A 12,170-nucleotide genomic window follows, 5' to 3' on the forward strand; every position below is an offset into this window, starting at 1 on the left:
ATGACCGCCTATGTTTTGCAGCGGCTGATCCAGAGCGTCATCGTTCTGCTCGCGGTCTCGGTCGTGGTTTTCTTCGCCGTCTATGGCATCGGAGACCCGATCGAGCTCCTGGTCTCGCCACAGGTCAGTGCCGCCGAGCGCGCGGCCCTGATCAAGCGGCTCGGCCTCGACCTGCCAGTCTGGCAGCAATATTTCACCTTCATGGGCAATGCCCTGAAGGGCGATCTCGGGCGCTCCTTCGTACATGGCGTGCCCGCGATCGAACTGATCCTCGCCCGTCTGCCCGCGACCTTCGAACTGGTGCTGCTGGCGATGACGCTGGCCGTCACGGTCGGTGTGCCACTCGGGCTGTTCGCGGGACTCGATCCTGACAGCCGGCCGTCACGGATCATCATGGCGAGTACCGTGCTCGGCTATTCCCTTCCGAATTTCTGGAAGGGGATGATGCTGATCCTGCTCTTTGCGGTCGTGCTTGGCTGGCTGCCGACGGCCGGCCGCGGCGAGACCGTCTCCGTGCTCGGCGTACAGACCAGCCTGCTCACGCTGGACGGGCTGCAGCATCTGATCCTGCCGGCGCTCAACCTCGCCATCCCCAATACGGCACTGATGATCCGCCTCGTCGCGGCCGGCACGACCGAGACGATGACGCAGGACTATGTGAAATATGCCCGTGCCAAGGGCGTGCGCCGCAAGCGGATCGTCGGTCGGCACGTGCTGCGCAACATCCTGATCCCGGTCGTGACGGTGGTCGGCATCGAGTTCGGCAGCCTCGTCGCCTTCTCCACCATCACTGAGACGGTCTTCGCCTGGCCCGGCATGGGCAAGCTCCTGATCGATTCGATCTACCAGCTCGATCGGCCGGTGGTCGTCGCCTATGTGCTGCTGGCAACGCTGCTCTTCGTCACGGTGAACTTCCTCGTCGATATTCTCTATGCCGCGCTCGATCCGCGCGTGAAGCTGACCGGAGACATGGCATGAGCGCGCCGGCGAAAGCTCCAGTCGTGCCGGCCTATGCCGATACGCCCCTGCGCGAGAAGGTGTTGCGCCGGATCCGGAACCGGCCGACGACGCGCGGCGCCGCGATCCTGCTCGGTATCCTTGTCCTGCTCGCCGTACTTGCTCCCGTCATCGCGCCGCAGAACCCGCACGACCTCGCCTCGTTGAGCGTGATGGACAACCGGCTGGCTCCGGGAGACAGCGGCATGACCGGCATCACCTACTGGCTTGGTAGCGATGCCCAGGGTCGCGACATGCTGAGCGCGATCCTCTACGGGCTTCGGACCAGCCTGATGGTTGGTCTCACGGCGACCGCGGGCGCGCTCGTCATCGGCATTACCGCCGGCCTGCTCGCAGCTCAGTTCGGCGGCGCGGTCGATGCCGTGATCATGCGCGTCGTCGACTTCATGCTCGGCTTTCCCTCGATCCTGATCGCGCTCGTGCTGCTCGCCTCGATCGGCCGTGGCGTCGACAAGGTGATCTTTGCGATCGTGCTGGTGCAATGGGCGCAATATGCACGATTGATGCGTGCCGCCGCCCTGGTCGAGCGTCGCAAGGAATATATCGAGGCGGCGCTGAATTTCGGTCTGCCGACCCGACATATCATGCTGGCCCATCTCCTGCCGAACTCGGTCGGCTCGGTGCTCGTGGTGGCCTCGATCAGCATTGCGAGCGCAATTACGCTGGAGGCGACCCTGTCCTTCCTCGGCGTCGGCGTGCCCGTGACGCAGCCTTCGCTCGGACTGCTGATCGCCAACGGCTTCGAATTCCTCCTCTCCGGCGAATACTGGATCGCGGTATTCCCCGGCATCGCGCTGGTGCTGCTCATCATGTCGCTCAATCTTGTCGGCGACCGCCTGCGCCGCAGCTTCAACGTGCGCTCATGAGTGCTCCGCTTCTCGAGGTCCGGGGACTCAGGACCGTCTTCCACGCGCTCGATGGCGCCTGGCCGGCCGTCGATGGCGTCGATCTCAGCGTCGCGCGCGGCGAGGTGCTCGGGCTGGTCGGAGAATCCGGTTCCGGCAAGTCGGTGACCGGTTTCTCGCTGGTCCAGCTCATCGATCCGCCGGGCGAGATCGTTGCGGGCGAGATCACCTTCGCCGGCGAGAACCTTCGCGAGGCGTCCGAAGAGCGGCTGCGCAAGCTGCGCGGCGATCGCATCGCCATGATCTTCCAGGATCCGCTGATGACGCTGAACCCGGTGCTCAGCATCGGCGAGCAGATGAGCGAGGCGATCCTGGAGCATCGCCAGTGCAGCCGCGCGGAAGCGCTGAGCGAGGCGGCCAAGGCACTGGCACGTGTCGGCATCTCCTCGCCGGAGGCACGCCTCAAGCAATTCCCGCATGAGTTCTCGGGCGGCATGCGCCAGCGTGTCGCGATCGCGACCGCGCTGCTGAATGCACCCGACCTGATCATCGCCGACGAGCCGACCACCGCGCTCGACGTCACGATCCAGAGCCAGATCCTGTTCGAGGTCCAGAAGCTCAGCCGTGAAACCGGTACGGCGGTGCTGTGGATCACCCATGATCTCGCGGTCGTCGCCGAGCTCGCGGACCGGGTCGCCGTGATGTATGCCGGCCGGGTTGTCGAGATCGGTCCGGTCGACTCCGTGCTCGACCAGCCACGGCATCCCTATACGCTTGGTCTGCTGAATTCCTCGGCCGCGATGGTCGAGCCGGGTGAGCGCCTGAACCAGATCGACGGCGTCGCGCCGCGGATCGATGGGCGCCCGAGCGGCTGCCCATTCCGCCCCCGCTGCAACCGGGTCCAGCCGATCTGCGCGGAGCAGGATCCGACGCCGACCGGGACCGCCGAACGCAGCTTCCGTTGCCATAACCCGGTTCCGCAGGGAGAGGCAGCATGAGTGCGCCCGTCTTCGAACTGAAGGGTGTGACCAAGCACTTCCGCCGCAGCCCCACCCTGGCGGAACGCATCCTGATGGCGACCGGTCGCGGCAAGGCGCCGCCGGCGCTGCGAGCCGTCGACGGCGTCGATCTCAGCGTCAAGCGCGGTGAAGTCCTCGGGCTCGTCGGTGAGTCCGGCTGCGGCAAGTCGACCCTGGCGCGTGTCGCCACCGGCATCCTCAAGCCGAGCACGGGCGAGGTCATCTACGAACAGAAGCCGGTGGCCGGGCTCAAGGGCAAGGACCGGCTCGAGTTCCTGCTCAAGGTCCAGATGATCTTCCAGGACCCCTACGCCTCGCTCGATCCACGCATGAAGGTCAGCCGGATCGTCGGCGAGGCGCTGAGCGTCCATAAGCTGCTGCCGAAGGCTGAGATCGAGGCCGCTGTCGATCAGGCGCTGACCGAAGTCGGGCTCGATCTCGCCTATCGGGAGCGTTATCCGCACCAGTTCTCGGGCGGCCAGCGCCAGCGTATCGGCATTGCCCGCGCGCTCGCGGTGAAGCCGGATTTCCTGGTCTGCGACGAACCGGTGTCGGCGCTCGACGTGTCCATCCAGGCCCAGGTCATCAACCTGTTCATGGATGTGCGGGAGCGGCACGGGCTGACTTATCTCTTCGTCAGCCATGATCTTGGGCTGGTGCGCCATATCAGCGACCGGGTCGCGATCATGTATCTCGGCCGGATCGTCGAGATCGGATCTGCCACTGCCATCTTCGCCGAGCCGGCGCATCCCTATAGCGCGGCCCTGATCAAGGCGATCCCGTCGGCGGCCGGGCGCAAGCGTGATTTCCAGCCATTGAAGGGCGAGTTGCCGTCGCCACTCGCACCGCCGCCAGGCTGCCCGTTCCACCCGCGCTGCGAGCTCGCGATGCCCGTTTGCCGTGAGGTCCGGCCAAAACTGACCGAGATCGCGCCCGGCCGCAGCGCCGCCTGCCATTTGCACAAGGCCCCGGAGACCGCATGACCACCGCTTCGCTTACGCCCGCCATCGGCCGCAGCACTCTGCCTTTCGTCGATCGCTTTCATCCCGACAGGCCGCTCGAGGTCAATATCTATCGTCCCGCCGGCCACAAGCCGAACGACCCGGTAGTGGTCGTGCAGCACGGCATGCTGCGCAATGGCGACGAGTACCGCGATTTCTGGATCGATGCTGCGGAGAAGCACGGCCTCCTGATCGTCGCCCCGACCTTCTCCAACGAGCATTATCCGCAGGCCGAAGGCTATAATAACGGGCTCGTTCTCGGGGCCGGCGGCGCGATCGCTGCACGCGACACCTGGCTCTATTCCGTGCCGCAGCGTGTGCTCGAGGCGCTGCGTGCCGGTGGCGTCATCGACCGTCCGGTGATCCGCATCTTCGGCCATTCGGCCGGCGGTCAGTTCGTCCATCGGATGCTGGCGACGCAAGGCTCGGAACCCTTCGAGGCGGCGATGGCCTCCAATCCGGGCTGGTACACATTGCCTTGCCTTGACAGGAGTTTCCCGGAAGGCCTCGGTGAGCTCGGGCTGGATCAAGCGGCGCTGGCGCGTTGGCTTGCCTATCCGATGATCATTTTCGCCGGTGACCAGGACATCGCCACCGCCGATCCGAACCTGCCATCGCAGGCCGAGGCGCTGGCTCAGGGGCCGCATCGCTACGGCCGGGCCCACTTCATGCTCGACTTCGCCAAGCGCGAGGCGGCCCGGCTCGGGCTGCCCTGCAACTGGCAGCTGATCACGGTGAACGGAATCGGCCATGACGGCGCGGCGATGTCGCGTGCCGCAGCGGCCTACTGGTTCGAGGGCGGCCGTATTCCCTCAGCCGAGGAACTGGGCCAGCAGGCCGCTCCGGTCCTCTGAGGTCATCGTTCGTCGCGGCGTGCTGCCGCGGCGACTTGAAACCGAAAGCTGTCCCCAGCCGCCAGTGGCGGCTGGGGATTGTTTTATGTCTCAGCCGCGCGACATGTTCAGCGGCGGCTGCACTTCCCCCGGCAGTGGCGAGACATAGCCATCCTTGCCGACGCGGGTCTTCAGGTCGGCCTTTGCCGCAGCCATCAGGGCAGGGTCCGAGAGCACGGCGGCTCCGGTCGCTGCCATCGCCTTGGCAACCTGGACCATGGCCTTGTGCGCGGCCGGGCTTTTGCCCTGCGCCACCACCTGCCAGGTGTGGAAAGGCGTGCCGATCGCGACGGTTGGCGCGTGAGCCTGAACCGTCGGCACGACCCAGCTGACGTCGCCGACATCCGTCGAGCCGATCATCGGATTGCGCGGCGCGTCGAGCGGGACAACGAAATCGGCAAGCGGAGCCTCGGTTTCAGGCAGGCCGATCGAGCGCCAGGAGGAAGCGATCTCCTGAGGCGAGAGCGTCGAGCGGATATCGCGGGCGAAGGCGCGGTCGGTCTCGTCGAAATGCGGAGCGCCGAGCTCCTCCAGAATGTCGTGCATCGCCTTCTCGAGCGGGGTGTTGCCGACGACGTTCGAGACGGCGCTGATGATGCGCATCTCCATCTTGGTTTCGGTCATCAATGCCGCGCCCTCGGCGATCTTGCGGACGCGTTCGACGAGCTCGAGCATGCCGGGCAAATCGCGCGCGCGAATCGAGTAGCGGACGCGCGCATGCGCCTGCACGACGTTGGGGGCGATGCCGCCCGTATCCAGCAGCGCGTAGTGCACGCGCGCGTCGCTTGGCATGTGCTCGCGCATATAGTTGACGCCGACACTCATCAACTCGACGGCGTCGAGCGCGCTGCGGCCGAGATGCGGCGAGGCCGCAGCATGGGCGGCGCGGCCGGTGAAGATGAAATCGGCACGCGTATTGGCGAGCGAGAGGGGAGGGGTGACCTCCCAGAAGCTCGACGGGTGCCAGGAAATCGCAACATCGGCGTCGTCGAAGGCACCCGAGCGGACCATGAAGGCCTTGGCTGCGCCGCCTTCCTCAGCAGGGCAGCCATAGTAGCGTACGCGCCCCGGGATCTTGTTCTCGGCCAGCCAGTTCTTCATCGCGGTGGCGGCGAGCAGTGCGGCGGAGCCGAGCAGGTTATGCCCACAGCCATGACCATGGCCGCCATCCTCGAGCGGCTGGTGCGTGGCAACACCCGCCTCCTGGCTGAGGCCGGGGAGTGCGTCATATTCGCCGAGGAAGGCGATGACCGGGCCGCCTTCTCCGGCCTCGCCGATGACGGCCGTCGGGATGTCGGCGACGTTCTCGGTGATTCGAAAGCCCTGGTGGCGGAGCTCGGCGACATGTTCGGCCACGGAGCGCTGTTCGGTATAGCAGACCTCGGGCATGCCCCAGACCCGTTCGCTCAGCGCGATGAAGCGCTCCTTGCTTGCGTCAACCTGGCGCCAGAGGTCGTTTCGATTGTCCATTTTTATCTCGCTTCTAAGTGTTTCCGCATTTGAGCAAGCCAGGAGAGTCTCGTCCAGTCAGTTCCAAGCGGGACTGCAAGGCGCTGCGCTGCATGGTTGACGCGCTCTTTGGCACATGCCTTGCTGGGAGCAGCTTGAGGGAAAAGCAGGGGGCGCAAGACCTCCGGAGTTTTGTCGGTTGCCGATTGGCGGAGGGTATGTATGAACGAACACGGCCTGCGAGGTTTGATCGCGGATGTGAAGGAAGGTGGCCTGTCGCGGCGCTCCTTCGTGCAGAAGATGGTGGCGCTGGGACTGAGCGCACCGATCGCAACCCAGATGCTGGCCTGGAACGGCGTCGCGATGGCGCAGCCGGTCGACGATTACAAGCCGACCAAGGCCGGTGGCGGCGGGCCGCTGAAGATCCTGCTCTGGCAGGCGCCGACCCTGCTGAACCCGCATTTCGCCTCTGGCACCAAGGACCAGGAGGCCTCGCGCGTCTTCTATGAACCGCTCGCCGGCTGGGATGCCGAAGGCAATCTCATTCCGTGCCTCGCTGCCGAAGTCCCTTCCAAGGAGAATGGCGGTCTCTCGGCCGACGGCAAGTCGGTGACGTGGAAACTGAAGCAGGGCGTCAAATGGCATGACGGCAAGCCGTTCACGGCCGATGACGTCGTCTTCAACTGGGAATATGCTGCCGATCCGGCCACCGCCGCCTACACCACCGGCTCCTACAAGGACATCAAGGTCGAGAAGGTCGACTCCCACACCGTCAAGGTCATCTTCGCCGAGGCAACGCCGTTCTGGGCCGATGCCTTCGTGGGCGTCGCCGGCATGATCATCCCGAAGCACCATTTCGGCGAGTACAAGGGGGCCAAGTCGCGCGAGGCTCCGGCCAATCTGAAGCCCGTTGGCACCGGTCCCTACAAGTTCGTCGACTTCAAGCCGGGTGACATCGTCACCGGCGAGCGCAACCCCGATTATCACGTCAAGAACCAGCCGCATTTCGACACGATCGAGGTCAAGGGCGGCGGCGACGCAGTCTCGGCGGCGCGCGCCGTGCTGCAGACCGGCGAGTTCGACTATGCCTGGAACATGCTGGTCGAGGACGAGATCCTCAAGCGCATGGAGACCGGCGGGCGCGGGCGCGTGCTGGCGGTTCCTAGCGGCAATATCGAGTTCATCATCCTCAACACGACGGATCCGTGGACAGAGGTCGATGGCGAGCGTTCGAGCGTCAAGACCAAGCATCCGACGCTCAGCGATCCGGCCGTGCGCCAGGCGATCAACCTGCTGATCGACCGCGATTCGATCCAGAAATTCATCTATGGCCGCGGCGGCACGGCGACGGCGAGCTTCGTCAACGAGCCGAAGATGTTCAAGTCGAAGAAGCTGAAATATGAGTTCAGCGTCGAGAAGGCGAACAAGATCCTCGACGACGCCGGCTGGAAGAAGGGCGCCGACGGCATCCGCGAGAAGGATGGCAAGAAGCTGAAATACGTCTTCCAGACCTCGATCAACGCGCCGCGCCAGAAGACCCAGGCGATCATCAAGCAGGCCTGCCAACGCGCCGGCATCGATCTCGAGCTGAAGTCGGTGACCGCGTCCGTGTTCTTCTCCTCGGACGTCGCCAACCCCGACACCTACACCAAGCTCTACTGCGACATGGAGATGTACACCACGACGCAGCCGCAGCCTGATCCGGAGCGCTTCCTCAACCAGTTCACCTCCTGGGAGATCGCCAACAAGGAGAACAAGTGGCTCGGTCGCAACGTCTCGCGCTACGCCAGCAAGGAAGCGGACGACGCCTACAAGGCTGCGCAGAAAGAGCTCGACCCAGCCAAGCGCGCCGCGCTGCTGATCAAGGTCGATGAGGCCTTCTGCGAGGCCAACGTCATCCTGCCGCTTCTGTCGCGTACGCGCGTCGCCGCGGCGGCCAACAACCTGGTGCCGAAATACAGCGGCTGGGACAGTGACGTCTGGCGACTGGCGAGCTGGTATCGCAGCTAGTAGAAGCGGCCAATCCCTTAGCGAAAGCGCAATGCGCTCTCGCTAAGGGTGAGTACCGACCGTTCATTGACCGGCCGGAGCCGGATCATCGCAGGGGCGTCTTCGTCGCTCCCTGCATCCTTCGGTTCCGGTTTACGGTCCCGATCCGCACGCTGACAGAGACCTGTACATGGCGAGTTACCTCATAAGGCGATTGCTCATCGCCATTCCGAGCCTTCTAGGCATCAGCCTGATCCTGTTTACGGTTCTTGCGCTGGCGCCTGGCGACCCGTTCGAGGAGCTCGCGACCAATCCCAATGTGCCTCCCGAAGTCCGAATGGCGTTGCGCGCGAAGTTCGGGATCGATGATCCGGTCATGGTGCGCTATGTGCGCTGGCTGACGGCCATGGTGCAGGGCGACTGGGGCTTTTCCTTCGCCAGCCGAATCAATGTCGACGATCTCATCCTGCAGCGGGTCCCGACGACGCTCTTCGTCGTTGGCAGCTCGCAGCTGCTGGCGCTTGCGATCGCGCTGCCGGTCGGCATCTATGCTGCGACGCGGCCTTATTCGGTCTTCGACCAGATCGCCAACACGCTCGCCTTCGTCGGTTTCTCGCTGCCGACCTTCTTCACCGGCCTGCTCTTCATCCTGCTGTTCTCGATCAAGCTGGACTGGCTGCCCTTCGTCTATCGCTCCGATATCGCGGCGACAGGCTGGCGCTGGTACTGGGAGATGATGCGGCAGGCGCTGATGCCGATCCTGGTGCTCGGTCTCTTTCAGGCAGCCTCCTATACGCGCTATGTGCGCTCCGCCGTGCTCGACGTCGTCAGGCTCGACTACGTCACCACCGCCCGGGCAAAGGGCCTCAGCGAGACGAAGGTGACGATCCGGCATGTGGCGCGCAACGCGCTGATCCCGGTCGTCACGCTGGTCGCGCTGCAGATGCCGGCGGTCTTCGGCGGTGCTATCGTCACGGAACAGATTTTCCGTGTGCCCGGCATCGGCTCGCTGCTGATCACGGCGATTCTCGCCAACGACACCCCTGTCGTCATGGCGGTGACCTTCGTCTTCGCCTGCCTCGTCGTTTTCTTCAACCTCATTGCGGATCTCCTTTATGGCTGGCTCGACCCTCGTATCTCCTTCCGCTGAGCCGACTTCCGGCTCGCCGGCGCGGAGCGTGTCGGTCTCGCCTGCGCGCGAGACCTGGCGCCGCTTCCGCCGACACCGCCTGGCAATGATCAGCACGATCGTGCTCGGCCTGCTTGTGCTCGGCGTCGTCATTGGCCCATGGCTCTGGCCTGTGGCGATCAACGATATCGACTTCGCGGCACAGCTGCAGACGCCGTCCTGGAGCCATCCGTTCGGCACCGACGATCTCGGCCAGGATATTCTGGCGCGGATGATCTATGGCGGGCGCATCTCGCTCGCAGTCGGTCTTGCCGCCATGGTGGTCGCCACGTTCGTCGGCGTCGTCGTCGGGGCGATCGCCGGCATGTCGCGCGGCTATGTCGACTCCTTCCTGATGTGGGTCACCGACCTCTTCCTGTCGCTGCCGCAGCTGCCGCTGCTGCTGCTGGTGATCTATCTGTTCCGCGAACAGCTCAAGGCCGTTTTCGGGCTTGAGGGCGGCGTCTTCGTCCTGATCGTCGTCGTCATCGGTGGGTTGCGCTGGATGCCTGTCGCCCGCCTGGTCCGGGCCCAGTTCTTCTCGCTGCGCGAGAAGGAGTTCGTGGAGGCGGCGCGTGCGTCGGGCGCGACGAAATGGCGGCAGGTCGTCAGCCACATCCTGCCCAACGCGATGGGACCGGTCATCGTTGCCGGCACCATCGAGGTGTCGTCCGCGATCATCGCCGAATCGACCCTGTCCTTCCTTGGTCTCGGCTTCCCGCCGGACATCCCGACCTGGGGTCGGATCCTGTTCGACGCCAAGGATCATCTCGATGTCGCCCCGCACTGGGCCTTGTTCCCCGGTGCCGCGATCTTCCTCACCGTTCTCTCGATCAACTTCATTGGCGATGGCTTGCGCGACGCGCTCGACCCGCGCCGCGTGATCTAGGAAAGACTGGAAAGCTTCAGCATGACCTCTCCCATTCTCTCCGTTTCGCATCTGACCACCTCGTTCCGTGTCGAGGGGCAGTGGCGCTCCGTGGTCCGCGACGTATCCTTCGATATCGGACCGAAGGAAACGGTGGCCGTCGTTGGTGAATCAGGCTCCGGCAAGAGCGTGACGGCGCTCTCGATCATGCGGCTGACACCGCCCGGCTCGAGCAAGATCGAAGGCTCGATCAAGCTCGGCGGCAAGGAACTGCTGACCTTGCCCGATGCCGATATGCGCCATATCCGCGGCAACGAAGTCGCGATGATCTTCCAGGAGCCGATGACGAGCCTGAATCCGGTGCTGACCATCGGCTTCCAGATCGCCGAGGCGCTGATCCTGCACCGCGGCCTGTCGCGCAGTGCGGCCGAGGCCGAGACGATCCGGCTGCTCGAGAAGGTCCGTATCCCGGCGGCGAAGTCGCGCTTCAACGAGTACCCGCACCGCTTCTCCGGCGGCATGCGCCAGCGCGTGATGATCGCGATGGCCTTGGCCTGCAAGCCGAAGCTCCTGATCGCGGACGAGCCGACGACAGCGCTCGACGTGACGATCCAGGCGCAGATCCTCGAGCTCATCAAGAGCCTGCAGGACGAGGAGGGCATGTCCGTCCTCTTCATCACCCACGACATGGGCGTGGTCGCCGAAATCGCCGACCGCACGGTGGTGATGTATAACGGCCAGGCGGTGGAGACTGGCGCCACCGAGGATATCTTCGCCCGCGCCACGCACCCCTATACCCGGTCGTTGCTTTCAGCGGTGCCGAAGCTGGGCTCGATGATTGGCCACAAGCGGCCGATGCGCTTCCCGGTGGTCGACCGCGCAACGGGGCTGTCGGACGTCCCGACCGAGACATCCGATACTGTGGCGCATGCCGAGCGTCCGGTGCTCGAGGTCAGCGGGCTCACCACCCGTTTCGAGATCCGCGCGGGGCTGCTCGGCGGCGTCAAGGGCCGGGTCCATGCGGTCGAGAACGTCTCCTTCAGCCTGCAGGCGGGCGAGACGCTGGCGCTGGTCGGCGAATCCGGTTGCGGCAAGTCGACGACGGGGCGTTCGGTGATGCGGCTGATCGAGCCGCTCTCCGGCTCGGTGCTGCTTGACGGCGAGGATGTTCTGAAGCTCGACCAGCGGACCCTGCGCGACCGGCGCAAGCGCATGCAGATGATCTTCCAAGACCCCTTCGCCAGCCTCGATCCGCGCATGAATGTCGGCGCGGCGATTGCCGAGCCGCTGCTGATCAACAAGCTCGCGACCCGCTCGGAGGCCCGCGACAAGGTCGCCGAGCTGCTGCGCCGCGTCGGGCTTCAGCCCGATATGGCGAGCCGCTTCCCGCATGAGTTCTCAGGCGGCCAGCGCCAGCGCATCTGCATTGCACGCGCACTCGCGGTCGAGCCGCGGCTGATCGTGGCGGATGAATCGGTTTCGGCGCTCGACGTCTCGGTCAAGGCGCAGGTGATCAACCTGATGCTCGAGCTGCAGGAGCGCATGAAGCTCGGCTATCTCTTCATCTCGCATGACATGGCGGTGGTCGAGCGCGTCAGCCACCGGGTGGCGGTGATGTATCTCGGCGAAATCGTCGAGATCGGCCCGCGCGAGGCGATCTTCGGCAATCCGCAGCACCCCTATACGAAGCGGCTGCTTGCGGCGGTGCCGGTGCCGGATCCGGCACGGCGCCTCGAGAAGCGCCCGGTCTCGAACGACGAGATCAAGAGCCCGGTGCGTGCGCCCGACTACGTCCCGCCGGTCCGCCAGTTCCGCGAGGTCTCACCCGGCCATGCCGTGATGATCTGGGGCGAGGAGTGGGAGAAGCCAGCGGTCGTGGCGAAGGTGGCGTGAGGCCGTCGAAGCGAAGGGCCTTGCCCTT

General features: G+C 65.0%; 10 protein-coding genes. 9 read left to right on the forward strand and 1 reads right to left on the reverse strand.

The features are described 5' to 3' along the window. Genes AB4118_RS02975 through AB4118_RS02995 form a run of 5 tightly spaced genes read left to right on the forward strand, consistent with a single transcriptional unit; the run spans position 1 to position 4,736 of the window. Positions 1 to 978, forward strand: coding sequence for an ABC transporter permease (locus AB4118_RS02975; protein ID WP_441488305.1), 978 nt, complete (start codon positions 1 to 3; stop codon positions 976 to 978). Next, positions 975 to 1,883, forward strand: a complete 909-nt coding sequence (locus AB4118_RS02980) for an ABC transporter permease (RefSeq protein ID WP_069879499.1) — start codon at positions 975 to 977, stop codon at positions 1,881 to 1,883. Before AB4118_RS02975 ends, AB4118_RS02980 begins: the two co-directional genes overlap by 4 nt. Then, positions 1,880 to 2,860: an ABC transporter ATP-binding protein gene (locus AB4118_RS02985; protein ID WP_069879500.1), complete on the forward strand. Its 981-nt coding sequence runs from the start codon at positions 1,880 to 1,882 to the stop codon at positions 2,858 to 2,860. Before AB4118_RS02980 ends, AB4118_RS02985 begins: the two co-directional genes overlap by 4 nt. Continuing rightward, positions 2,857 to 3,864: an ABC transporter ATP-binding protein gene (locus AB4118_RS02990; RefSeq protein ID WP_441488306.1), complete on the forward strand. Its 1,008-nt coding sequence runs from the start codon at positions 2,857 to 2,859 to the stop codon at positions 3,862 to 3,864. Before AB4118_RS02985 ends, AB4118_RS02990 begins: the two co-directional genes overlap by 4 nt. Continuing rightward, entirely contained in the window at positions 3,861 to 4,736 is an 876-nt protein-coding gene (locus AB4118_RS02995; RefSeq protein ID WP_441488307.1) for an alpha/beta hydrolase family protein, read from the forward strand. Before AB4118_RS02990 ends, AB4118_RS02995 begins: the two co-directional genes overlap by 4 nt. Positions 4,737 to 4,826: 90 nt before the next feature. On the opposite strand, the gene AB4118_RS03000 is transcribed toward AB4118_RS02995, so the two are convergent. Next, complete coding sequence (locus AB4118_RS03000) at positions 4,827 to 6,245, reverse strand: M20 family metallopeptidase (protein ID WP_441488308.1); 1,419 nt, start codon at positions 6,243 to 6,245, stop codon at positions 4,827 to 4,829. Positions 6,246 to 6,446: 201 nt separating this feature from the next. On the opposite strand from AB4118_RS03000, the gene AB4118_RS03005 reads away from it, so the two are divergent. The 4 genes from AB4118_RS03005 to AB4118_RS03020 all read left to right on the forward strand — a co-directional run bounded on the left by AB4118_RS03005 (position 6,447) and on the right by AB4118_RS03020 (position 12,142). Continuing rightward, positions 6,447 to 8,234: a peptide ABC transporter substrate-binding protein gene (locus tag AB4118_RS03005; RefSeq protein WP_441488309.1), complete on the forward strand. Its 1,788-nt coding sequence runs from the start codon at positions 6,447 to 6,449 to the stop codon at positions 8,232 to 8,234. A gap of 169 nt (positions 8,235 to 8,403) precedes the next feature. Next, positions 8,404 to 9,363, forward strand: coding sequence for an ABC transporter permease (locus AB4118_RS03010; RefSeq protein ID WP_113510931.1), 960 nt, complete (start codon positions 8,404 to 8,406; stop codon positions 9,361 to 9,363). After that, positions 9,329 to 10,270, forward strand: coding sequence for an ABC transporter permease (locus tag AB4118_RS03015; protein WP_113510930.1), 942 nt, complete (start codon positions 9,329 to 9,331; stop codon positions 10,268 to 10,270). Before AB4118_RS03010 ends, AB4118_RS03015 begins: the two co-directional genes overlap by 35 nt. Before the next feature lie 21 nt (positions 10,271 to 10,291). After that, on the forward strand, positions 10,292 to 12,142 hold the full coding sequence (locus tag AB4118_RS03020; RefSeq protein WP_441488310.1) for an ABC transporter ATP-binding protein: 1,851 nt from the start codon (positions 10,292 to 10,294) through the stop codon (positions 12,140 to 12,142). Positions 12,143 to 12,170 lie beyond the last annotated feature (28 nt).

The sequence above is a fragment of the Allobosea sp. 2RAB26 genome, assembly GCF_052115465.1.
In the GTDB taxonomy this organism is placed as follows: domain Bacteria; phylum Pseudomonadota; class Alphaproteobacteria; order Rhizobiales; family Beijerinckiaceae; genus Allobosea.